The sequence below is a fragment of the Denitrovibrio acetiphilus DSM 12809 genome (assembly GCF_000025725.1).
GTDB lineage: Bacteria > Chrysiogenota > Deferribacteres > Deferribacterales > Geovibrionaceae > Denitrovibrio > Denitrovibrio acetiphilus.
The window spans coordinates 2540198-2562569 of sequence record NC_013943.1; the positions used below are offsets into that span (position 1 = coordinate 2540198).

Genomic DNA, 22372 nt, shown 5'->3' on the forward strand with positions numbered 1-22372 from the left:
AAAATGAAAAACATATTGATATATATACTACTGGCAGTGTCGCTGGCAGCGTGCCAAACGGAGATAAAAGGTCCCGAAGAGGCGATGATACCATCGGTTCCCGAAGACTCTTTCACATTCTCACCTTTTGCTCACCCAGAATTCAAACAAAAACTTGATAAAACATTTGATATTTACACCGTGGTTAACACAAGCCATGAGTTCCGTTTCGGACCCCACGATACAGAATACGGTAAATATGACGTTATAGCTCTTGTTGAAAACAGTCGTTTTGACTATTACGTAAGGCTTTTTACCGGTAACTATAGAAAAGTTTTTCAGAAATGGCTGGATAGATCAAATGAGTATGTATATATCCTGCGTGATATACTCCGCCGCGAAGGTGTACCGGAAGAGCTTGTGTATCTCCCCTTCACTGAAAGCGGTTTCAACCCTGCAATAAGATCCAGAGCCGGAGCATGCGGAATGTGGCAGTTCATGAAAGGAACCGGAAAAGCCTATGGTCTGGACACTGATTTCTGGGTTGACGAACGCAATGACTTTGAAAAATCCACTGTTGCCGCAGCCAGACACCTGAAGGACCTCTATGAGTCTCTGGGTGACTGGTATCTCGCCATGGCAGCCTACAACGCAGGGCTAGGTAAGGTGCTGAACGCCATAAAACGCTACAATACAAGGGACTACTTTGTCATGAGTCAGCGGAAATACCGCTACCTTAAACTCGAAACGAAAGACTATGTACCAAAATATATGGCTCTCAGATATCTGGCAAGAAACTATCAGGAATACGGTTTTGACACGCCGAACGGACAGCCTCAGCTTTTCGACCGAGTAACCCTTTATCGTCAGGCAAACCTTTACGTTCTCGCAAAGATAATAGGCTCTGACATAGATACCCTCAGGGAGCTGAATCCCGAACTGATGACTCCCATGACTCCGCCTGTGGAAGAGTATTCAATGCGTATCCCATACGGCAAAAAGAAGATTCTTGAAGAAAAACTGGAACACATCTCTGACGCCGAACTTGCACAATTCCATATAGAATTCGCACGTAAAGGTCACAGCATAGCATCTTATGCAAAAAAATACGGAATGACCGCAAGTGCACTGAAAGACATAAACGGTCTCAGACATAACATGATACTTCGCGATACTTATCTCTTCATCCCTATCAAGAACGCATATGACGAAGAGCTGAACAGAATGTTTGTTCAGGAATTGAAAAGATATAACCCGAAAGTCCATATAGTCAGAAGCGGCGACAACATGTATCAGATAGCTCATAAATACGGAATGTCACTCTACGAACTAATGGCAATGAACAGAGATGTCAACCCTAAACGTATACGCCCCGGACAGTCGATCATCGTATCTGACTCTTACTATAACACGAGGACAAACAAAAAATCCGTACGCACCTATGCCAGCAAAACAAAATCAGGCTCATACGCAAAAATAACACATAAAGTCAGCTACGGTGAAAGCCTCTGGAGCATCGCCAATCAATACGGCACTACGATATCTCAGATAAAATCCAGCAATAAACTACGCAGTAACGTTATTCAGCCCGGCAAAGACCTTATTGTCTACAACTACAACTCTTCTGCCGCTGACGATGGGAAATACACCGTACGCAGAGGGGACAGCCTCTGGGAAATCGCCAGAAAATTCAACACCAGCGTTAACACCATAAAACGTAAAAATAACCTGAGAGGAAACAATATACATCCAGGGTCGGTGCTCGTAGTAGATTAACGCTTAAACAGTTGTTGAATTGAGCTAAAATAAATCGTATCATAAACAACACACAATAAATTAGCGTCGTTTTGCTTCAAAGGAGCAGAAATTGAAACATGATCTGATACAACTCGCCAAAAATGTTTTCGAACTGGAGGCAAAGGCAGTATCATCACTCACCAAAAAGCTCGATGATACATTCATAGAAGTGCTTAACATGATCTTCAACTCAAAAGGGAGACTTGTTATCTGCGGGATGGGTAAATCCGGACACATAGGTAAAAAGATTGCGGCAACCCTTGCAAGCACGGGAACACCAAGTTTTTTTATGCACCCGGGCGAGGCTTATCACGGTGACCTCGGTATGCTTACCGACTATGATATTATAATGCTTATATCAAATTCAGGCGAAACCGAAGAAATCATAAAACTAATACCAACACTTAAATACAGAAAAATCCCAATGATATCAATAACCAGCAATCCCTTGTCTACCCTGAGCAAACTCAGCGATTTTAACCTTGACATAGGGATGCATGATGAAGCCTGCCTGCTTGGTCTGGCTCCGACAACATCTACAACGTCAACTCTTGCAATGGGCGATGCTCTCGCAGTCTGCCTGATGCAGATGCATGACTTTAAGCCTGAGAATTTTGCGATGTTCCACCCCGGCGGAAGTCTTGGGCGCAAACTCCTTACAAAAGTAAAGGACATAATGGTAGACAAAAATCTCCCTATTGTTGCTCCGGAAACAGGATTTGCAGATATCCTGCATGTCATCACCCAATGCAGACTCGGCATATGCATAGTTATGGAAGGCGAAAAACTTCTGGGAATAATAACTGACGGTGACCTGCGTAGAGCACTTCTCAGCTCCGAAAGGTCAAGATTTGACTTTCAGGCTAAAGAGATAATGACAACAACTCCTATTACTATTGACGCTGATGAAAATGCAAGCGCAATAGAAGCCATAATGATAAAGAAAAAAAATAAATGAGCTTATCGTCACTGAAAACGGTTCTGTTGTCGGTATTGTTCAGCTTTACGACATAGGCAACATAAGCTAAGAGGTTAATATGCTTTACGAAAAGATCAAATCAGGTATGTTTGTTATGGCGGGACCGTGTGTTATAGAAAATGAATCCGTAATTATGCAGATAGCAGAAACTGTCAAAACAATCAGCGAAGAACTTAAATTTACTTATATATTCAAATCATCCTTTGATAAAGCAAACAGGACATCAATCAGCTCATACAGGGGACCGGGACTGGACGAAGGGCTCAGACTCCTTCAGAAAATCAAAGATACGTTTCAGCTACCCATAGTAACTGATATCCACGAACCATATCAGGCTGACGCTGCGGCGGAAGTTGCCGATATACTTCAGATACCTGCGTTTCTGTGCAGGCAGACAGATCTGCTTGTTGCTGCTGCAAAAACAGGCAAAATCATCAATATAAAAAAGGCGCAGTTCCTTGACGGAAACGATATGCTATACCCTGTGCAGAAAGTTGAGCAGAGCGGGAACAAACAGATCATTCTCACAGAAAGAGGATCTATGTTCGGCCCGGGCAGGCTTGTTGTTGATTTCACCCAGATAGTTGATATGAAAAAAATCGGCTATCCCGTTGTTATGGATGTCACCCACTCCACACAACGTCCGGGAGGTGGAGCAACATCCGGCGGAAAACCTGAATATGCTCCTTACATCGCAAAGGCCGCAAAAGCTGTTGGTGTTGACGGATTCTTCTTTGAGGTTCATCCAGAGCCGAAAGAAGCTCTCTCTGACGGTAGTAACATGGTCAGACTATCAGAGTTCAAAGAACTTCTCGCGAGCACTCTTTAATTAACATATAGACCTTGTCATTGCGAGGAACAACGTGACAAAGCAATCTTATAGCATGGAACGATAATTACAGTAAAAGATTGCTTCACTTCGTTCGCAATGACGGGAAGAGTGTCATTGCGAGGAACAACGTGACAAAGCAATCTTATAACATGGAACGATAATTACAGTAAAAGATTGCTTCACTCCGTTCACAATTACATAATCCGCGCTAACTACCACATAATCCATACTAGCAATGACATTTTGTAGTATTAAGTGAAAAGTGTTAACTTTATTTTGAGCGGGTAATGACAGCATAGGCGCTGTGGTTATGAATACTTTCGAGGTTCTCACTGGAAACTTCGAACCAGGTCACACGGTCTTCCTTCATGAGTTTTTCTGCGACATTGCGGACAACATCCTCGACAAACGCCGGATTCTCATAGGATTTCTCTGTAACATACTTCTCGTCTTCCCTCTTCAAAAGCGGGTATATAGGTGAGCTTCCGCAGGACTCTGCAAGCTCTATAAGTTCTTCTATCCATATCATCTTTTTCATACGGACACTGATAGATATGAAACTGCGCTGATTGTGTGCGCCATATTTACTTATCTCTTTGGAGCATGGGCACAGTGTCATCACAGGTACTTTAACAGTCATGACCTGATCACGACCTTCGTTGCCGGCAGCACCGAAATATCTGCATTTATAATCCATCACAGCTTCCAGCCCGGTGACTGGTGCTTTCTTCTTCATGAAATAATCAAAGGATAACTCGATATAAGCTTCTTCACTATCAAGGCGTTCCTGCATTTCATTCAGAATATCGCCAACAGTATAGAGATCGATGTTAGATGAATGTCTGCTGAGTATCTCCACAAAGCGGGACATGTGTGTCCCTTTAAAATTGTGGGGCAGTTTAACATACATATTGATAAGTGCGACAGTATGTTGGCTGCCGCGCTCTTTGTCTGAGAGCACTATGGGGTAACGAATATCCTTAATGCCTACTTTATCAACATCAAGGTTCCTTGTGTCACTCTGGCTCTGGATATCTTTCAATATTATTTTCTCTTCATCCGCTGATTCATAAGAAACTGCTGGTACTGCTGCCCCCCCTGAGGGTTTTTACCACCGAGGTGCATCTGAAGCCAGTAATTGCCATAGTTTTGCATCTTAAGTTTTTTGCCGTTTTTAACAGCGTCAAGATTAGAACTGAGCCTATCATCAACGGGGTTCTTTGCGACACCTTTTGAAAGCACTTCAACAGCTTTCGCCTTGTCACTTTTTTCTATGAGAAACCATGCATAAAGCGCATACATAAACGGCTCTTTCGGAGCTCCTTTGATTCCTTTGTCCATGACTCTTCTGACCTGTGCCATATCACCTTTTTTGTAATAAGACGCAGCAAGCATAGACATTGCCATCCAGTTTTTAGAAAATGCATTTTGCAGGTAAGGTTCTGCCTGATCAAATGATTTACTTGTATAGTAAAGAATACCTATCTGAGAGTCGATCTGTTCTTTAACCATAAACTGCCATTTTGCATAAGGGTAGCCCTCTTTCAGCTTCTCAACTGCTTTTTCAACTCTCCCCGCTTGGATGTCCTTTTCAACAGACTTAAAAAGTGCGGTGAGTTTTTTCATAAACTTTTTGCCTATGAAATAGTTGAGACCGAGTATACCCACAACCATTATAAATAGCGGCCAGAAAATCTGGTAAGTGAGGAAGTAAAGTCCGAGCGCGGCGGCGGTTGATATTGCTACTGATATTATGAGAGTATACATCTATATTTCTCCTGAGTGTTTTCAATCCAAGTAAGAGGCGAATTATAGCACTAACGCTTATTTTTTCAACTACAAACTGTGTCAATGGCACATGCCTGCATCCTAATAACGACACACGATTGTCATTGTAAGGAACAGTGCATGCTATGGAGAAAGAAGCACCATCACAGTCATTGCGAGAAACAACGTGACGAAACAATCTTACAGCATGGAACGATGATAACTGTGAAAGATTGCTTCACTCCGTTCGCAATGACATGATCCATATTAGCAACGGCTATTTTCTGTATTTGCAATGACATGGCAGGTGAACATCGTGAGCCGTAAAACGCGAAAATGCAGACAATTATTGCAATATAGTGTTAAGCCTCAAGGTGCCAACCTTGTCATTGCGAGGAACAGCGTGACGAAGCAATCTTACAGCATGGAACGATGATAACGGTGAAAGATTGCTTCACTCCGTTCGCAATGACGGGATCCATATTTGCAATGACTGTATTCGGAATTGATCGTCTAACCTGAAAATGCGTTGGGGATGTGGGTGAGAGTATCACCGTCTATGGATATAACATCAAACTGAGCAGGCATTTCGCCATTTTCCACCATATAATGCTGCGCAGTTTTAAACAATTTCTGCTGTTTGGAAAGTGTCACAGATTCATACCCAAGCCCGAACTTGTCCGTGCTTCTGGTTTTAACTTCAACAAAAATGAGCACACCATTTTTTTCTGCTATGATGTCAATCTCTCCAAATTTACAGCGGTAATTCATCTCTACAATAGCATAGCCCTGTTTTTCAAGGAAACAGGCAGCCTTCTTCTCTCCTTTTTTCCCGAAAAGAAGTCTCATTTGATGAAATTCCCACAGAATGAACGTCGGTGTAAAGGAGTAAGTCCAATTTCTTTAATCTTTTCGATGTGCACTTTAGCCCCATACCCCTTATTCGAGTACCACCCGTAATCAGGATGATTTATATGAAGCTTTGTCATGAGGGCATCCCGATAAACTTTTGCTATAATAGAAGCCGCCGCCACACACTGAAATTTATCTTCAGCTTTGAAAGGATGCTCAAGCGGAACTTTTACACCTTCCAGCTTCACTGCATCCACAATAACCTTGTCATAGCTTACGCTAATTTGCTCCAGAGCCAGCATCATGGCTTTTTTTGTACATGGGACAATGCCATACCTGTCTATATCTTCGTTACTGACGGCGCCTATACCAAAAGCAATGGCATTGGCACGTACGACGCCGTCCATAATTTTTCTTTTTTTCTCTGATATCTTTTTAGAATCAACAAGGCGCTCATCAGAAAAATTTTCAGGGAGAAGCACTGCTCCGGCAACAACCGGTCCCGCCAGACATCCTCTCCCGACTTCGTCAATTCCAACAATAAGCACCTGTCAGCCCTTTTTGGCTTTTATCATTCTTTCTATATATGTAGTGAGCTCATTCAGCCCTTCACCTGTTTTACAGGAGGTTTTGAACACTTCAAGCTCAGGATTAACACCTTTTGCATACTCCTCACACTGCTCCACATCAAAATCGACATAAGGGAGCAGATCGGTTTTATTTATGATAAAGGCAGAACCAACATGGAACATAACAGGATATTTCGCTGGTTTGTCAGCACCTTCTGTTGTGGAAAGGACTATAACTTTTGCATCCTCGCCAAGGTCGAACTGAGAAGGACAAACAAGATTGCCTACGTTTTCTATAATAAGCAGATCAAGGTCATATCCAAGCTCCGCCATACCTTTTTCAACGTCAGTCGCCTCAAGATGGCACCCCTGCCCGGTATTAACCTGAAACGCTGTAACTCCTGTAGCCTCGATGCGGTCAGCATCATTTGTTGTCTGCTGGTCACCTTCTATAACAGCTACTTTATATTTGTCCTTAAAGCTTCCGAGTATTTTCTCAAGTATGCTTGTTTTTCCACTTCCCGGAGATGATACAAAGTTCAGCACACATGTATTTTTGAACTTTTCACGCAGTTCAGCAGCCTTTATGTCATTTTTTGAAAGAATCTTAGTTTCTACATCAACTTTACCCATGATCAGTCCACCTCTATTTCAGTAATTTTAAGCTCTTCGCCGGTCAGCAGCTCCACTTCATATGAACCGCACTTACTGCATTTGAAAAACATCTCATCGTAAGTATCGATCACTCCGCACTTCTGACATTTGCCGGTTATCCGGACATCCTCAATAATTATTTCGGAATCCTTGATAATATTGTGATCCTCTTTTATGGCATCGTATGCGAACTGGAGAGAGTCAATTTCTATCCCCGCAAGTCTGCCTATCTGAACAAAAACTTTGGTAACCTTTTTCGCCTGATGGTTTGCGGCTGTCTCTTTGACAATCTCTATCAGGCTCGCCGCTATGCTTGCTTCATGCATGAATCAACCTTCATCATTTATTTTTCATCCCGTATTTTGTAAGTTTGATAAGTTCAAAAACCCTTTCGACATCAGCCCTCAGGTTGTCCAAATCACCGGAATTATCTATAACATAATGAGCAAATTTAAGCTTTTCGTCCAGAGGCATTTGCGCATTAATTATCTTTTTCGCATCTTCTTCTGTGATATTATCCCGCTCCATCACACGTTTAAGCTGCGTTTCAGGATCTGTATACACTACTATAAGTTTGTCGAACCTGTCCTGTGAACCAGCCTCAACAGTTACCGCCGCCTGTGTGATAATAACTGCCTTATCGTCACGCCCTTTTATGCGCCCGATCTCTTTCCGTTCATACTCACCGATTGCTGGGTGTACTATCTGTTCAAGTTTCTTCAGCATGACAGGGTCGTTAAATACTATCTTTCTTATGGCTTTTCTATTCAGAGTTTTATCGTCATTGAGCACATCTTCGCCGAACAGCTCCACAATACTGCCGTATGCTTTCTGTCCTGGCTGCATAACGATTCGGCTGATGTCATCCGTATCAAGAATATAACACCCGAGTTCTTCAAAAAATTTTGCTGCTGTGCTTTTGCCGGAGGCGATATTACCTGTTAGACCTAAATACACAAATCACCGCTTATACTTCATAAATATTTCTAAACACTTGTACTTTCTGTTCATCCGTGAGTGTACTCACCAGAACACAAAGCTCGTCCGGCCGGTATCCTCTACAGCCCCAGGGGCGTTTTTCATAGATAGCGCAGGTTTTATCATCAGAAAGATATCTGCACCTTTCGCCGGCTTTTTTACCTATTTCTTTTATGTCGAAAGCGATACAGCATGTACCGCACTTCAGGCATTCTATCTTTGTTTCACCAGACTGTGACACAAGCCCCCTCACTTCCGGCTGATTTAATCCACACCATTTATGATTTTATTAGTGAGTCTGCCGATCCCTTCTATCTCGACCTCTACGACATCTCCGGCGTCAACTCTGCCGACCCCTGCGGGGGTTCCTGTGGCGATAACATCACCAGGGAGCAGCGTCATTATCCCGCTCATAAACTCTACGATAGCGGGTATGTCAAATATCATCAGGTCGGCTGTCCCGTCCTGAACAGTTTTACCGTTTTTTATGGTCTTAACGTGGGCTTTTCTCCAATCGAACTCAGTCTCTATGAATGGTCCGATTGGTGCAAAGCTGTCGAACGATTTTGCACGGGTAAATTTCGTGTCGATCTTCTGAAGGTCTCTTGCGGTGTAGTCGTTCATACAGGTATAGCCAAATATGACGCTTTCTGCGTCCTCGCGTTTAACCTTTCTGCATTTTTTCCCTATCACAATGGCAAGTTCGCCTTCATAGTCAACCTGCTCACTCTCCGCAGGTATGGCAACTTCCCCTTTGTGCGCATTCACAGCAGTAGACGGTTTAAGAAATATCATAGGAATCTCCGGTACGTCATTCCCCAGCTCTTTTGCGTGGGCGACATAGTTCCTTGCGATACATGGAAACTTGGAAGGTAGCACAGGGGGGAGAAACTCTACGCCATCGGCATCAAACTCTCTGTCTGTTATGACAAAATCATCAAACATTGAACCTTCCATCTCTTTGATTTTACCATCAATAAAAACACCCTTCTTCTCTACTTTTCCATCCTTAAACCTGCAAAATTTCATTTCGCCCTCTTATAAATACTTCTCTTTTATATATTCTGCCGCTTTGTCCAGAGTGTTTAACTCTCCGGAGGCCATCAGCGGCTTAACCTCTTTTAATATCTCTCCCATCATGGGTCCCGGCGCAACGCCGAGCTCCTGCAAAACAGCTCCGTTCAGCCTTTCAGGCAGATTAAAGTTTATGTACGGAAGCTGGGACATAACACGGAATTCATCATCTTCTACACGGCACTGGTCAACACCGTCACAGCCGGAACGGATTATATAAAGCCGTATTCCATCATCGAGCTCATCAGGATATTTATATATCAGTTTTCTTATGGCTGTGTCATCACTGTTTTTAAGCAACTCTGCCAGCTCTTTGGTAAAAACAGATATGCGTTCAGCCTTCTTTTTCATACTGTTAGGAAAATTAAGTTTACCGGCCAGCTTGTTTTTCTCTTCCACACTAAGCCGGCAGAAGAGAGAAGATGCAAAAAATACCAGCCCGCGTCCTGCACATGCCGCCATCTCATCGTAAGCATCGAGTGACATTCCGCCTGTTATAATGCTGAAAACACCTGTTTCTTCCATCTGTCTAAGCGAATCACACGCATAATCCCCCTTGAAGAGCTTGTCCAGTTCGTTAAAAATGCGCTCAGATGCTGATTGGCTTAGGAGTTCTTTCTCCTGACGCATCTTTTCAAACGTTGCATCAGATGCAGTAAAGCCAAGCTGCGCCATAAAGCGAAAACTGCGAAGTATCCGCAGCGGATCGTCTCTGAAGGTGCTTTCGCTTATATGCCTTATCACCTTACTGTCAAGGTCTGTCCTGTCGCCGAAAATGTTACCTCCGGTATCCATAGCAAGGTTATTTATAGTAAAATCCCTCATCTGTAGGTCTTCTTCGAGAGTTTCGCCCCTAGGTTTTGAAATATCTATCTCTGTGTTCCCCCGAACCAGTCTGATATTGTCTTTAAACTCAACCCAGACTGACGGGACTGCTTCTTTCACGGCAGTTGCAAATTCTTTATAGTCATGGCTGAAACAGACAAAATCAATATCCTGAATCTCCCTGTCGAGAAGAATATCGCGAACACACCCCCCGACAAAATAAGCATCATACCCACCCTCAAGCATCACTTTTTTCAGTTCATAAAAGAAAGGGATTTTAAGGAGATTATTATACATGATAAAAGACGCTCCGATATAAACACGACTTTAATGTATTGACATGTCGGTCTTTGCTAAAATAAAATATATGTATTGTTTGCAAAACCCTTACCTCCGCAAGGATATGAAATGAATTTACTTATAATATCAGATACACACACTGATTCAATAACAAAACTCCCCCCAGCTGTTATAGATGCGGCTAAAAAAGCAGACGGCATTATCCATGCCGGAGATGTTGTCAGCTATAAGGTCATAAGCGGTCTTATAGATATTAACCCGAATGTTTACGCAGTGAAAGGAAATATGGACCCAGCATCAGGAGAAAATGTCCTTCCGCTCAAAAGAGTGCTTGAAGCAGAAGGGGTTAGAATAGGCATCGCTCACGGCGAAGGGAGCCCTCAGGGCATAGAAAACCGACTTCTCTATACCTTCGCAGACGACAAAGTGGACATTATTATATTCGGGCATACACACGTCCCCTTCTGGGGAGTGATAGGAGAAGTCCACTTCCTTAACCCCGGCAGCCCCACAAACAAACGGACAGAGCCGCAGCACTCTTATGCCATCCTAAAGCTGGATGATGGAAAATTTGACGCAGAAATTGTGAGGTTTTAAATGAAAATAGCTATCATAGGCTCCGGAAGCGCAGGCATGACCGCAGCTTATAACCTAATAGACAAAGATGTTACAGTGGACATGTTCGAAAAGGGGAACGGGCTTGAATCCAGAAACCGCAACGAGGTTATGGAAGGGTTCGGCGGTGCAGGAGCATACTCCGACGGCAAGCTGACACTCACAACAGAATACGGCGGATGGCTGACAGACTATATGCCCGAACGTGAGCTCGAAGAGCTTATAAAAGAAGCGGACGACATGTGGAAAAGCGTAAGCGGTGTCTTGGATCTTTCCTCCGGTGCAGACTATGAGGCAACCAAAAACCTTCAGTACGAATGCTCCAAACACGGACTGCGCCTATATCCTGCAAAGATACGCCACCTCGGCACAGACAACTGCCTGCTCTTTATCGAGCGTCTTTACGAGATGATAAAAAAAGCTGAAAACATTAATCTATTCTGTAATGCAAACGTAACAGATCTCATCGTTGAGAACGACACTGTCAAAGGGATAGAGCTGAATATCAACGGCATATCTGAAAAGCGCTACTATGACAAAGTGATAGCAGGTGTCGGCAGAAGCGGTAACGCATGGATGCAGGACATGGTGCGCAAATACAGCATAAAAAATGACCTTAACCCTGTTGACATAGGCGTGCGTGTGGAAGTGCCGAGAGCTATCACGGACAAATTCACCAACAACCTTTATGAATTCAAAATAAAATACTACACAAGCGAGTTTGAGGACGAGGTACGCACATTCTGCGTTAACCCAGGCGGATTTATCTCTATAGAAAAAAACACAGGCGGGCTCCTTACAGTAAACGGACACAGCTATAAAAACAGGCACAGTGATAATACTAACTTCGCTCTGCTGGTTTCCACTAAATTCACCGAACCATTTGATGAGCCGCTTAAATACGGACGCTACATCGCAAACCTGTCAAACATGCTCGCAGGTGGTGACAATGTCATAGTACAGAGATACGGTGACTTCGTGAGAGGGCGCCGCTCCACCGAAAGCCGCATCCGCAAGAACTTCGTCCGCCCCACCCTTAATGCACTCCCGGGTGACCTGTCTTTTGTTCTCCCATACAGATATCTCCACAACCTGCGAGAGACCATCGAACAACTCGACAAGGTTATGCCAGGCATGGCAGACCCAAACACACTCATGTATGGGGTCGAGGTTAAATTTTATTCTGTCAGGATAAAAGTTGATAAACACATGCGGGCGGAATCTCTCGAAAATCTATACTGTACAGGCGACGGAGCCGGACTTACCAGAGGTATCATTCAGGCAAGTGTTTCAGGGCTGATTGCCGCAAAAGACATTTTGCAAAGCAAGTGACTACACAGACAGCGTCATTGTAAACACAAAAAAGAGTCATTGCGAACACAGAAAGATGTCATTGCGAACGAAGTGAAACAATCTCATAACATCAACCTCAGCCGGAGGAACATGATTGCTTCGTCACATTATTCCCAACAATAACACTCTTCCCGTCATTGCGAACGAAGTGAAGCAATCTTACAACGTCAACCCAGCCGAAGGAATATGATTGCTTCGTCACGCTGCTCCTCGTAATAACATAGTGAGCAGAAACAAAAAAACCGCCCCGAAAGGCGGTTTATGTAAACTAAAATATAGCGTTTTTGACTATCCCGGCAAGGGAACTCGCCCCTTCCAGCTTATACACCTGCTTACCGTCCAGAACAACAGCAGGCGGGTTAATTGTCCCGTAAACCGCAGGAGCTGTCTCTTCAGAAATATCAAGAAGGTAAAGGTCAACTTTATTACCGTATTTCTCCCGTATTTCTTCTGCTTTTAACGGAGTCTCATTATCCTCTGTCCCGTCATAAAATACTTCAATTTTCAACATAATGAACCTCCTTTACAAAAAATATATGCCTGTCACCTTTACACCCTAATTATAACATCTGGGTAAGCATCTGCAAGATTTCATGCTTTTTGATAATCTATACATACTGACAAAACGGGTATATTATAAATATGAACATAGACCTATGGCTGATTGACTTGTGTTTTCTACTGTAGTATTTTAGATTTCTGCGTGCGCAAAATCACCTTGAGAGGTTATAAGCAATGCTTAAAAAATATCTGATAGCACCCGGTCCAACTCCGGTACCGGAAAAAGTGCTCCTTGAGATGACAAAACCTGTCATCCACCATAGAACAAGCGAGTTTTCAGCCACATTTGAAAAGGTCGCAAACGGACTTAAAAAAGTATTCAGCACAGAACAGGACGTTCTCATGCTTGCCGGGAGCGGTACTGCCGCCATGGAAGCCGCTGTTGTCAACACCCTTAACCCTGGCGACAATGTTCTGGTCATCAACGCCGGTAAATTCGGTCAGAGATGGCGTGACATATGTAAAACATACGGCATACTCGTTTCAACCATAGATATGGACTGGGGCAAAGCTGCAAAACCAGAAGAGATAGAGCAGTTTCTCAAAGCCAACCCTGACACAAAAGCAGTTCTGCTGCAAGGGAGCGAAACATCCACAACGGTATATCACCCTGTGGAAGAGATAGCCAAAGTAGTCAGGAAGAATGAAAATACTCTTTTAATCGTTGACGGAATCACATCCATAGGCGTGCATGACACTAAATTTGACGAGTGGGGCATAGACATAGCAATAACTGGCTCACAGAAAGCCTTCATGCTCCCCCCTGGTCTGTCTCTGATATGCCTCAGCAAAAAAGCTTGGAACTTTGTTGAAAAATCTACAATACCAAGATATTACCTCGACCTGCGTAAAGAGCTTAAATCTCAGAAGCAGGCGACCACAGCCTACACACCTGCCCTCACACTCATCAACGGTCTTGCCGTTGTCCTTGAAATGTTCGAAGAGGAAGGGCTTGAGAATGTATATAAAAGACACGCTGTAAACGGCGAAGCGACAAGAGCCGCTGTGAAGGCTATGGGCTTCAAGCTTCTGGCTGAAACTCCTTCAAACGCAGCGACAGGCTTTTACCTCCCCGAAGATATTGATGGGGGTAAACTTGTTAAGTTCATGCGTGAAAAGGTCGGCATCACATACGCAGGAGGTCAGGACCACCTGAAAGGCAGGATAGTCCGCATATCCCACCTCGGATATCATGATGCTTTCGACACTATCACAGCCATCAGCGGTCTTGAAATGGGGCTGCGCAAATTCGGAGTAGACATAAAACTCGGCTCTGGAATAGCTGCGGCAGAAGAGATACTTCAGAATTATATAGGTGAATAAGACTAAAGACCGCCATTAACGGTCTAAAATCTGGAGAATAAATGACAGGAAAGATGATGCCGAATGCTGCGGGAAATATAGCCCCTGGCAGATCGGTCAAAATGAACAAAATCGAGCACAGCATTAAAAACTCCGTGCTTGCCTATGGGTATATGGAGATATTTCTCCCTGTATACGAGTATTATGACATCCTGAAAGAAACTACTTTCAACTTTAAGGATGAAAACACAATACGCTTCATAGACAGAAACACAGGAAAATCCCTTGTCCTCAGACCGGACTTCACTCCTCAGGCGGCAAGATATTTTGCCAACTATATGGCTGACTTTCCCCTTCCGGCAAGAGTCTGCTATGACGGCAGGGTATTCCGCAACGTAAACCTCAACAAAGGGATAAAATCTGAACAGCTTCAGGTGGGAGCCGAACTGTACGGCAACGACAAACTTGATGCTGATACAGAGCTTCTTATGCTTGCGAAACGTGCTTTTGGTGATCTGAAAATTAAAGGGTGCAAGTACGTATTCGGACACAGCGGTTTTACCAGACGTGCCCTTGAGCTTGCCGGAGACAAAAAGACAGAATATCACAAACTGCTTGATGCCAAGAATGTTGACAGCATTAAAAAGCTGATAACCGGCAGCAGTGAGGCTGATAAGTTTCTTGCTTTCCTGCCAAAAGCCTTCGGCGGTATCGAAACTATTGAAAAAATAATTTCGTCCTGCGCTTTTGACAAAGAGCTCTCCGAGCACATAGGCTATATCAGGTCACTTTTCAGAAACCTTATATCACTGGGCTTCGACAAAAATGATCTTATATTTGATGCTTCAGAGTCCAGAGGGCTTGACTATTACACAGGGATCACATTCGATATCCTCCACGCAGAAGTCGGCGAAAACCTTGCCGGAGGCGGACGTTACGACAACCTGACTAAAAATTTCGGGCGCGACGTACCCGCATGTGGCGTGGTGTTCAACATCGAAGAGATATACAGAGTGGATAAATCCGACATTAAGCTGAAAGAGATAGACTGGCTTGTTGTCGGTAAAGAAAATTTCGCAAAAAGCGAGCATCTCCGGGGGGAAGGCTATACTGTCTTTTACGCCGGAGACGAGCAGAAAAAATCCGAGCTCGAAAAGAGCTATAGTTTCCGAAACATACTTTCATAGAGGTAAATCAAATGAGTTGTACTATTGTACTGGGCGCCCAGTGGGGCGACGAAGGGAAAGGTAAAGTTGTTGACCTCAGCACAGTTGATGCTGACGTAGTAGTTCGTTCATCCGGCGGTCATAACGCAGGTCACACTGTTGTTGTCGGTGACACTAAGTATATCCTCCACCTTATTCCTTCCGGTATAATCCACAAAGGGAAGATAAATATCATAGGCAACGGTGTCGTTGTAGCACCTGACGCACTTATCGAAGAGATGGAAGGACTTAAAAAACAAGGCGTAACATTCGAGGAAGGAAGCTTTTTTATAAGCAAACGTGCCCATGTTATCATGCCTTACCACAAAACAATCGACGTTCTCCGTGAAGAGCTGAAAGGGAAGAAAAAAATCGGAACCACCGGACGCGGAATCGGACCCACATACGCTGATAAAGCAGCAAGAACAGGTATCAGAATATGCGACCTTTACGAGCCTGAAGTCTTCCGTGAAAAGCTGGAACAGAATGTCCGTGAAGTTAACTTCCTGCTTGAGCACCTTTATAAACACGACAAAATTGATGCTGAGAAAATTTATAGTCAGTTCATGGAGTACGCAGAGGTCATTAAACCTTATGTCGCAGAAACAGCCTACCTCGTAAACAAACTGTACGATGAGGGCAAAAAGATCATGATGGAAGGCGCTCAGGGCGTCCTGCTGGACGTTGACTTCGGTACTTTCCCGTACGTTACATCAAGCAGCTCTTCAGCAGGCGGCGCATGTACAGGAACCGGTCTCTCTCCACGCAAGATTGACAACGTTATGGGCGTTATGAAAGCATATTCCACCCGTGTGGGCAGTGGCCCCTTCCCGACAGAACTTCTTGGTCAGACAGGGGAAGATCTGCGTCAGGCAGGTGGAGAATTTGGAGCTACCACAGGACGTCCGAGACGTTGCGGCTGGCTTGACCTTGTTGCAATGAAGTTTTCCGTCGTAATCAACGGCATGAACTCCATAGCCCTCACAAAACTTGACGTACTCTCAGGCATGGAAACACTCAAGGTATGTACCGGATACAGATATAACGGTAAAATACTTGATCAGTTCCCTGCTGAAATAAAAGCACTCGAAGAGTGTGAACCAGTTTACACAGAGCTGCCAGGGTGGACAGAGGACATAACCGGTGCAAAATCTTATGACGAGCTTCCTGTAAACGCACGTAAATACATTCAATATGTCAGTGACTTCCTAGGCGTAAACTACTCTCTGATAAGCATTGGGAGCAAGCGGGACCAAACTATTAAATTAAATGAAATTTTTTGACAAAAAGATGTTGACATAGGAAAGCTGCTTTGATATAACCTACATCTCGCTAGGAAAGAGAGGAACGAGCCATTAGCTCAGTTGGTAGAGCAATTCCCTTTTAAGGAATGGGTCGTTGGTTCGAGCCCAACATGGCTCATGTCTGTCCCCATCGTCTAGCCTGGCCTAGGACATCGCCCTTTCGAGGCGACGACTGGGGTTCGAATCCCCATGGGGACGTTTTCTCCTCTCACGAGGCGAGAGCTTCAAACTGAAACAAACGTTTCAGTGTTTAAAGCAGCGTAGAAAAGATTCTTCGGAATGTTTTCTACAATCCGGGTGGTTAGCTCAGCTGGGAGAGCATCGGCCTTACAAGCCGAGGGTCACAAGTTCGATCCTTGTACCACCCATTTTTCTAACCGGGGGGCGTAGTTCAGTTTGGTTAGAACGCCGGCCTGTCGAGCCGGAGGTCGAGGGTTCGAGTCCCTTCGTCCCCGTTCCATAGAAAAGCCTGATACGAAAGTGTCAGGCTTTTTTTATTTAAAGATTGCGCTCGCACGATGTTCGCCTGCAACGCCATTACAAGCATATATTATATCATTGCGAACAAGGTTAGCACCTTGAGGCTTAACACAATACTCTAGTAATTATCCACGCTCTCCCGTTTCACGGCTCACGATGTTCGCCTGCAACGCCACTGCGAAAATATATTATGTCATTGCGAACGAAGTGAAGCAATCTTACACTACAAGCCTACTCCAAAATCATAGATTGCTTCGTCACAAGGTTCCTCGCAATGACAGGGTTAACACTAAAGAACGCCATTACAAACACAAAAACTGTCATTGAAGGCAAATGACGTTAATTGCTAACTTTACTTGAAAAAAATCAAAAAACTCGACATAATGTCCCCCTAGCCTTATTGGAGGATATAATTGTGTCTGAGACCATATCTATCAAAGATGTAAAGCACATCGCAAACCTCGCTCGGCTCAGTTTTGACGAAGCCGGAGCAGAAAAACTTAAAGATGACCTTAACAGTATACTGGGATACGTGGACAAGCTGAACGAGCTGGACACATCCGATGTTGAGCCGACATCCCATACACTGGATATATATACTGTAACAAGACCGGACAAAGCAGAGCCTTCTCTCACTAACGAAGAAGCGCTGGCAAACGCTCCCCAATCTGAAAACGCACACTTTAAAGTACCGAAGGTGATGGAATGAGCTTCTTAAACAAAAACCTGAAAGAGCTGACCGACGGTCTGGCAGGAAAAGATTTTTCCTCTAAAGAGCTTGTGCAGTTCTATCTGGACAGAATAAAAAAATACGACAGCGAAATTCAGGCGTTCAACTACATAAACGAAAACGCACTGAAACAGGCGGAAGCCATAGATGCAAAAAGGTTAAAAGGGGAAACTCTGCCTGCTTATGCCGGTGTGCCTGTTGCCCTGAAAGACCTGCTGATAACAAAGGATATGCCTACAACATGCAGCTCAAAGTTTCTGGAAGGTTTCAAGCCCCCTTTTAACGGGACAGCCGTAAGCCTCCTCGAAGAAGCGGGATTCATAAACCTTGGCAAACTCTCCATGGACGAATTCGCCATGGGGTCTTCCAACGAAAACGCAGCATTTAAAAAGACACGCAACCCATGGGATACAACAAAAGTTCCCGGCGGTTCATCAGGCGGTTCAGCCGCATCCGTTGCCGCTGGTCTCGCACCTGTCACACTCGGCAGCGACACAGGCGGTTCCATACGTCAGCCCGCATCGCTTTGCGGTGTTGTCGGCATGAAGCCCACATACGGACGTGTATCACGTTTCGGGCTGGTAGCTTTCGCATCATCCCTCGACCAGATCGGCCCTATGGGCAAATCTGCGTTCGACCTTGCGTCCATACTTTCTGTAATAGGAAAGCACGACAGCAAAGACTCTACTTCTGCCAACGTTGATCAGAAAGATTATACCAAAGACCTCACCGACGATGTTAGAGGGATGAAAATCGGTATTCCTAAAGAATATTTTGCAGAAGGGCTGGCACCTGATGTTAAATCCGCTGTGGCAGACGCTATAAAAAAATATACTGACCTCGGCTGTGAGATGGTTGATATCAGCCTGCCTCACACTGACTACGCACTTGCGACCTACTACATTATCGCAACAGCAGAGGCGTCCAGCAACCTGGGGCGCTATGACGGCGTGCGTTTCGGCAGACGTGCTGAGGCTGACAATCTGCGTGACATGTATTTCAACTCACGGACAGAAGGCTTCGGAGAAGAGGTCAAGAGACGCATAATGCTCGGCACATACGTTCTCTCTGCCGGTTACTATGACGCTTATTACCTGAAAGCACAGCGTGTCAGAACACTCATTAAGCAGGACTTCGTTGAGGCGTTTAAAACTGTCGACGCTATAATCTGCCCGACATCACCAACAACCGCTTTCAAAGCCGGTGCAAAAACAGAAGATCCGCTCCAGATGTATCTGAGCGACATATATACGCTCTCCCTGAACTTATTCGGCGGGTGCGGACTTTCCTTACCTTGCGGATTTGACAAAGACGGCATGCCGATAGGTGTTCAGCTTATGGGTAACTATTTCGAAGAGGGGAAAATACTGAACCTTGCCCACGCTTTCGAGCTGGCAACAGACATCAGCAGAATCCCTGAAAAACTTAAAATATAGGTATTTAGCATGAATTACGAACCTGTTATAGGACTTGAAGTACACGTTCAGATGGCGACAGAATCAAAGATATTCTGTACCTGTTCTAATAAATTCGGCTCAGCCCCGAACACTAACGTCTGCCCTGTTTGTCTCGGTATGCCCGGTGTTCTACCTGTGATGAATGAAAAAGTTATGGAATTCACCGTTAAGGCGGGGCTTGCACTTAACTGCGAAATCAGAAACAAATCAGTCTTCGCTCGGAAGAACTACTTTTACCCCGACCTGCCGAAAGCTTATCAGATATCTCAATACGAACTGCCTATCTGCGAAAACGGCTATATTGACATCGAGCTTGAAGACGGAACACAGAAAAGAATCGGAATAACCCGTATCCACATTGAAGAAGATGCAGGAAAGCTTGTTCACTCCGCAGACGGTTCAGGCGTTGACCTCAACCGCACGGGAACACCCCTTATGGAGATAGTATCAGAACCTGACCTGCGCAGTGCCGAAGAGGCAAAAGCATATCTCCAGAAGGTTAAAACCATTCTTAAATATGTGGAAGTATCCGACTGCAACATGGAGGAAGGTTCCATGAGATGTGACGCCAACGTGTCGCTTCGTCCTGTCGGTCGCGAGAAATTCGGTACACGTGCAGAAATTAAAAACGTCAACTCTTTCAAAAACGTTGAAAGAGCTATCAAATACGAAGAGAAACGTCAGGCAAAACTTCTGGATGAAGGTGGGACTGTCGTGCAGGAAACACGCCTTTTCAACGCAGACACAGGCACAACAGCCTCCATGCGCGGAAAAGAAGATGCCCACGATTACAGATATTTTCCGGATCCTGATCTTGTTCCACTTGTGCTTGAAAACGAATTTATAGACAATATAAAAAACAGCCTGCCGGAGCTTCCTGATGCTCGGATGAAACGCTTCATGGAAGAGTTCTCTCTCCCCGCATACGATGCAGCTTTCCTCACATCCGAAAAAAACTATGCAGAGTTTTTCGAAACAGCTCTTAAGGCTCATAACAATCCGAAAGGTATCAGCAACCTCATTATGACAGAGCTTATGAGACACGCTAACGACAAGCAGTGCGAAATCAATGAAGCAGGTATTTCACCAGAAAACCTCGCCGAAATTGTGAAACTTCTGGATAGTGGGACAATCAGCGGCAATATCTCTAAAAAATTGTTCGAAGAGGTGCTTGAAAGCGGCAAAAAACCTTCTGTCATTGTTGAAGAGAAAGGGATGGCGCAAAACTCTGATGAAGGAGAACTTGAAAAGATCGTTAAACAGGTCATAGATGCTAATCCTGACGAAACAGAGCGTTTCCGTGCCGGCGATAAAAAACTTCAGGGATTTTTCATGGGACAGATAATGAGAGCGTCCAAAGGGAAAGCAAACCCGGGTGTCGTCACTCAGCTTCTGAACAAACTGATAAAGTAACTCAGCGAAAATAATAATATAATCTATGGGGGTTGAAATGCTTGAGAAGATAGACCATATAGGCATAGCTGTCAAAAATCTTGAAGAGGCTACAGCCTTTTACAAAACTATGGGCATCGAACCTTACCATTTTGAAGAGGTTATAAGCCAGAGAGTTAAGGTCGCTTTTATAAAGATCGGCGAATCTAATATAGAACTTCTGGAGCCAACTTCAGATGACAGCCCCATTGCAAAATTCCTCGAAAAGAAAGGGGAAGGGATCCACCACATCGCCTATCGTGTTGATGACATACAAAATGCTCTGGACGCACTCAAGGCAGACGGAGCAAAGCTCATAAACGAAGAACCAATGGACGGGGCTCATGGAATGAAAGTAGCTTTTGTTCACCCCAAAAGCGTAAACGGCGTGCTCACAGAGCTTTCACAGTTGCAAACAAAATAATAAAAAGCTGGCAGACATTAAACTCTTTTAGATTATATACCTGAATATTTCACTTAAATGCTGCCGGCTATGACGACTGGAGACTGCCGAGCGCAACAGAATTCATATCCATAGCGGATTACAGCACTCGGGAACCTGCCGTCCTCAGCCTGTTTGTTAACTATCTCATAAATATAAACTCTGGTTTTTACTGGTCATCAACAACAGATTCTATAGACCATGATTACGCAGTGAGATTCTCCGGTGCGGAAGGTCTTTTAAACGCTACGGCTAAGTCAGGCACATGGTCTATAAGATGTGTGCGGAGTACGCCATAGTCTGTAAAGCTATGCTTATAATAAAATTACAGTATATTGTAATGAAAGTGTTTTAATAAAGGTGTAATCATCGATAATATGATAATAAGCTGAGTTAAGATTTAATTTACCTACATATTTTGAATATGCTTTATTAGCAATCACATTGCCATCATAACTTACGTATGAATTATAGTACGCATATGCACCGTCATACTCAATATAATAACTGAATTCATCGAAATCGCCCGTATCAAGAGCAACCCCTCCGTTGCAATCCAGATAAAGCTTTGTGACCTGAGAAGTGCCCTCAAAAGTTTTTGTGTCGTATACATTTATAGCAGTAGTACCTGCCTCGGTAGGTTGTTTATTAACAGAGCTGCTCCTTCCGCTGCTTCCGCCACATGACACGATCAAAGAAACAATAAAACAAATCAGAAAAATTCTTACCATCTTCATAGCATACCTCATATTTTTTTGTATGCTACATTATTCACAACATATACACAATGCGAAACCCACATTAAGAAAATTGCCAGGTAAGAAAATCCCCCGCCTGGAGGTGCCTTAAAAGACAGTCATATCAATGACTCACGGGGGATATCACA

General features: G+C 44.2%; 24 protein-coding genes, 4 tRNA genes and 1 pseudogene. 17 read left to right on the forward strand and 12 right to left on the reverse strand.

Annotated elements, in window-relative coordinates; all coding sequences use genetic code 11:
• Window positions 1–3 precede the first annotated feature (3 nt).
• The 3 genes and pseudogenes from DACET_RS15695 to kdsA all read left to right on the forward strand — a co-directional run bounded on the left by DACET_RS15695 (window position 4) and on the right by kdsA (window position 3584).
• On the forward strand, window positions 4–1755 hold the full coding sequence (locus DACET_RS15695) for a LysM peptidoglycan-binding domain-containing protein (protein WP_013011669.1): 1752 nt from the start codon (window positions 4–6) through the stop codon (window positions 1753–1755).
• Between the two features lie 91 nt (window positions 1756–1846).
• Window positions 1847–2804, forward strand: a pseudogene (locus DACET_RS12110) (KpsF/GutQ family sugar-phosphate isomerase).
• Window positions 2805–2813: 9 nt separating this feature from the next.
• Entirely contained in the window at window positions 2814–3584 is a 771-nt protein-coding gene (gene kdsA / locus DACET_RS12115) for a 3-deoxy-8-phosphooctulonate synthase (RefSeq protein ID WP_013011671.1), read from the forward strand.
• A gap of 274 nt (window positions 3585–3858) precedes the next feature.
• Here kdsA and folE2 read toward each other — a convergent pair whose 3' ends face one another.
• The 10 genes from folE2 to DACET_RS15700 form a co-directional block, all read right to left on the reverse strand.
• Window positions 3859–4629: a GTP cyclohydrolase FolE2 gene (gene folE2, locus DACET_RS12120; protein ID WP_013011672.1), complete on the reverse strand. Its 771-nt coding sequence runs from the start codon at window positions 4627–4629 to the stop codon at window positions 3859–3861.
• Window positions 4630–4631: 2 nt separating this feature from the next.
• Complete coding sequence (locus DACET_RS12125) at window positions 4632–5354, reverse strand: tetratricopeptide repeat protein (protein WP_013011673.1); 723 nt, start codon at window positions 5352–5354, stop codon at window positions 4632–4634.
• Between the two features lie 513 nt (window positions 5355–5867).
• Window positions 5868–6203: a YraN family protein gene (locus DACET_RS12130; protein WP_013011674.1), complete on the reverse strand. Its 336-nt coding sequence runs from the start codon at window positions 6201–6203 to the stop codon at window positions 5868–5870.
• Window positions 6200–6754: a ribonuclease HII gene (gene rnhB, locus DACET_RS12135; protein ID WP_013011675.1), complete on the reverse strand. Its 555-nt coding sequence runs from the start codon at window positions 6752–6754 to the stop codon at window positions 6200–6202. Before rnhB ends, DACET_RS12130 begins: the two co-directional genes overlap by 4 nt.
• 3 nt (window positions 6755–6757) lie before the next feature.
• Window positions 6758–7408 (reverse strand): hydrogenase nickel incorporation protein HypB, encoded by a 651-nt coding sequence (gene hypB, locus DACET_RS12140; protein ID WP_013011676.1) that lies wholly within the window; start codon window positions 7406–7408, stop codon window positions 6758–6760.
• Window positions 7409–7410: 2 nt separating this feature from the next.
• Window positions 7411–7755 carry a hydrogenase maturation nickel metallochaperone HypA/HybF gene (locus DACET_RS12145; protein WP_013011677.1) on the reverse strand — a complete coding sequence of 115 codons (345 nt, stop codon included), beginning with the start codon at window positions 7753–7755 and terminating at the stop codon, window positions 7411–7413.
• A gap of 13 nt (window positions 7756–7768) precedes the next feature.
• Complete coding sequence (gene coaE / locus DACET_RS12150) at window positions 7769–8386, reverse strand: dephospho-CoA kinase (protein ID WP_013011678.1); 618 nt, start codon at window positions 8384–8386, stop codon at window positions 7769–7771.
• A 10-nt stretch (window positions 8387–8396) separates the two neighbouring features.
• Window positions 8397–8648: a YkgJ family cysteine cluster protein gene (locus tag DACET_RS12155; RefSeq protein WP_013011679.1), complete on the reverse strand. Its 252-nt coding sequence runs from the start codon at window positions 8646–8648 to the stop codon at window positions 8397–8399.
• Between the two features lie 23 nt (window positions 8649–8671).
• Window positions 8672–9436, reverse strand: a complete 765-nt coding sequence (locus DACET_RS12160; RefSeq protein ID WP_013011680.1) for a fumarylacetoacetate hydrolase family protein — start codon at window positions 9434–9436, stop codon at window positions 8672–8674.
• A gap of 9 nt (window positions 9437–9445) precedes the next feature.
• A complete protein-coding gene (locus DACET_RS15700) occupies window positions 9446–10603 on the reverse strand; it encodes a CCA tRNA nucleotidyltransferase (protein ID WP_013011681.1) in 1158 nt (385 codons plus the stop codon).
• 111 nt (window positions 10604–10714) lie between these two features.
• Between DACET_RS15700 and DACET_RS12170 the strand changes: the two genes are divergently transcribed.
• Both DACET_RS12170 and DACET_RS12175 read left to right on the forward strand, forming a co-directional pair.
• Complete coding sequence (locus tag DACET_RS12170) at window positions 10715–11203, forward strand: metallophosphoesterase family protein (RefSeq protein ID WP_013011682.1); 489 nt, start codon at window positions 10715–10717, stop codon at window positions 11201–11203.
• Window positions 11204–12553, forward strand: coding sequence for an NAD(P)/FAD-dependent oxidoreductase (locus tag DACET_RS12175; RefSeq protein ID WP_013011683.1), 1350 nt, complete (start codon window positions 11204–11206; stop codon window positions 12551–12553).
• 289 nt (window positions 12554–12842) lie between these two features.
• Here DACET_RS12175 and DACET_RS12180 read toward each other — a convergent pair whose 3' ends face one another.
• Complete coding sequence (locus DACET_RS12180; protein WP_013011684.1) at window positions 12843–13085, reverse strand: hypothetical protein; 243 nt, start codon at window positions 13083–13085, stop codon at window positions 12843–12845.
• 224 nt (window positions 13086–13309) lie between these two features.
• On the opposite strand from DACET_RS12180, the gene DACET_RS12185 reads away from it, so the two are divergent.
• The 12 genes from DACET_RS12185 (at window position 13310) to DACET_RS16770 (ending at window position 21785) form a co-directional block, all read left to right on the forward strand.
• Window positions 13310–14458 carry a pyridoxal-phosphate-dependent aminotransferase family protein gene (locus DACET_RS12185; protein WP_013011685.1) on the forward strand — a complete coding sequence of 383 codons (1149 nt, stop codon included), beginning with the start codon at window positions 13310–13312 and terminating at the stop codon, window positions 14456–14458.
• A 41-nt stretch (window positions 14459–14499) separates the two neighbouring features.
• On the forward strand, window positions 14500–15624 hold the full coding sequence (locus tag DACET_RS12190; protein ID WP_013011686.1) for an ATP phosphoribosyltransferase regulatory subunit: 1125 nt from the start codon (window positions 14500–14502) through the stop codon (window positions 15622–15624).
• 11 nt (window positions 15625–15635) lie between these two features.
• Complete coding sequence (locus tag DACET_RS12195; RefSeq protein ID WP_013011687.1) at window positions 15636–16925, forward strand: adenylosuccinate synthase; 1290 nt, start codon at window positions 15636–15638, stop codon at window positions 16923–16925.
• A 66-nt stretch (window positions 16926–16991) separates the two neighbouring features.
• Window positions 16992–17064: transfer RNA gene (locus tag DACET_RS12200), tRNA-Lys, on the forward strand.
• A 5-nt stretch (window positions 17065–17069) separates the two neighbouring features.
• Window positions 17070–17144 (forward strand) — tRNA-Glu (locus DACET_RS12205).
• Window positions 17145–17241: 97 nt separating this feature from the next.
• A tRNA-Val gene (locus tag DACET_RS12210) sits at window positions 17242–17314 on the forward strand.
• A gap of 12 nt (window positions 17315–17326) precedes the next feature.
• Window positions 17327–17401: transfer RNA gene (locus DACET_RS12215), tRNA-Asp, on the forward strand.
• A gap of 440 nt (window positions 17402–17841) precedes the next feature.
• Window positions 17842–18135 carry an Asp-tRNA(Asn)/Glu-tRNA(Gln) amidotransferase subunit GatC gene (gene gatC, locus DACET_RS12220; RefSeq protein ID WP_013011688.1) on the forward strand — a complete coding sequence of 98 codons (294 nt, stop codon included), beginning with the start codon at window positions 17842–17844 and terminating at the stop codon, window positions 18133–18135.
• Entirely contained in the window at window positions 18132–19592 is a 1461-nt protein-coding gene (gatA, locus tag DACET_RS12225; protein WP_013011689.1) for an Asp-tRNA(Asn)/Glu-tRNA(Gln) amidotransferase subunit GatA, read from the forward strand. The genes gatC and gatA overlap by 4 nt, the downstream gene beginning before the upstream one ends.
• Window positions 19593–19601: 9 nt before the next feature.
• Window positions 19602–21026 (forward strand): Asp-tRNA(Asn)/Glu-tRNA(Gln) amidotransferase subunit GatB, encoded by a 1425-nt coding sequence (gene gatB, locus DACET_RS12230; protein WP_013011690.1) that lies wholly within the window; start codon window positions 19602–19604, stop codon window positions 21024–21026.
• Window positions 21027–21063: 37 nt separating this feature from the next.
• Window positions 21064–21468 (forward strand): methylmalonyl-CoA epimerase, encoded by a 405-nt coding sequence (gene mce / locus DACET_RS12235; RefSeq protein WP_013011691.1) that lies wholly within the window; start codon window positions 21064–21066, stop codon window positions 21466–21468.
• Window positions 21469–21512: 44 nt separating this feature from the next.
• Window positions 21513–21785, forward strand: coding sequence for an Lcl C-terminal domain-containing protein (locus tag DACET_RS16770; RefSeq protein WP_083772419.1), 273 nt, complete (start codon window positions 21513–21515; stop codon window positions 21783–21785).
• A 15-nt stretch (window positions 21786–21800) separates the two neighbouring features.
• Here DACET_RS16770 and DACET_RS12240 read toward each other — a convergent pair whose 3' ends face one another.
• Window positions 21801–22223 (reverse strand): hypothetical protein, encoded by a 423-nt coding sequence (locus tag DACET_RS12240; RefSeq protein WP_013011692.1) that lies wholly within the window; start codon window positions 22221–22223, stop codon window positions 21801–21803.
• Window positions 22224–22372: the final 149 nt, after the last annotated feature.

What these genes read in the sequence shown, in the direction of transcription:
- DACET_RS15695 (WP_013011669.1), top strand. Translation starts at nt 4, where the DNA reads ATGAAAAACATATTGATATATATACTACTGGCAGTGTCGCTGGCAGCG.
- kdsA (WP_013011671.1), top strand. Translation starts at nt 2,814, where the DNA reads ATGCTTTACGAAAAGATCAAATCAGGTATGTTTGTTATGGCGGGACCG.
- DACET_RS12125 (WP_013011673.1), bottom strand. Translation starts at nt 5,354, where the DNA reads ATGTATACTCTCATAATATCAGTAGCAATATCAACCGCCGCCGCGCTC.
- DACET_RS12130 (WP_013011674.1), bottom strand. Translation starts at nt 6,203, where the DNA reads ATGAGACTTCTTTTCGGGAAAAAAGGAGAGAAGAAGGCTGCCTGTTTC.
- hypB (WP_013011676.1), bottom strand. Translation starts at nt 7,408, where the DNA reads ATGGGTAAAGTTGATGTAGAAACTAAGATTCTTTCAAAAAATGACATA.
- DACET_RS12145 (WP_013011677.1), bottom strand. Translation starts at nt 7,755, where the DNA reads ATGCATGAAGCAAGCATAGCGGCGAGCCTGATAGAGATTGTCAAAGAG.
- DACET_RS12160 (WP_013011680.1), bottom strand. Translation starts at nt 9,436, where the DNA reads ATGAAATTTTGCAGGTTTAAGGATGGAAAAGTAGAGAAGAAGGGTGTT.
- DACET_RS15700 (WP_013011681.1), bottom strand. Translation starts at nt 10,603, where the DNA reads ATGTATAATAATCTCCTTAAAATCCCTTTCTTTTATGAACTGAAAAAA.
- DACET_RS12170 (WP_013011682.1), top strand. Translation starts at nt 10,715, where the DNA reads ATGAATTTACTTATAATATCAGATACACACACTGATTCAATAACAAAA.
- DACET_RS12175 (WP_013011683.1), top strand. Translation starts at nt 11,204, where the DNA reads ATGAAAATAGCTATCATAGGCTCCGGAAGCGCAGGCATGACCGCAGCT.
- DACET_RS12180 (WP_013011684.1), bottom strand. Translation starts at nt 13,085, where the DNA reads ATGTTGAAAATTGAAGTATTTTATGACGGGACAGAGGATAATGAGACT.
- DACET_RS12185 (WP_013011685.1), top strand. Translation starts at nt 13,310, where the DNA reads ATGCTTAAAAAATATCTGATAGCACCCGGTCCAACTCCGGTACCGGAA.
- DACET_RS12190 (WP_013011686.1), top strand. Translation starts at nt 14,500, where the DNA reads ATGACAGGAAAGATGATGCCGAATGCTGCGGGAAATATAGCCCCTGGC.
- DACET_RS12195 (WP_013011687.1), top strand. Translation starts at nt 15,636, where the DNA reads ATGAGTTGTACTATTGTACTGGGCGCCCAGTGGGGCGACGAAGGGAAA.
- gatA (WP_013011689.1), top strand. Translation starts at nt 18,132, where the DNA reads ATGAGCTTCTTAAACAAAAACCTGAAAGAGCTGACCGACGGTCTGGCA.
- gatB (WP_013011690.1), top strand. Translation starts at nt 19,602, where the DNA reads ATGAATTACGAACCTGTTATAGGACTTGAAGTACACGTTCAGATGGCG.
- mce (WP_013011691.1), top strand. Translation starts at nt 21,064, where the DNA reads ATGCTTGAGAAGATAGACCATATAGGCATAGCTGTCAAAAATCTTGAA.
- DACET_RS12240 (WP_013011692.1), bottom strand. Translation starts at nt 22,223, where the DNA reads ATGAAGATGGTAAGAATTTTTCTGATTTGTTTTATTGTTTCTTTGATC.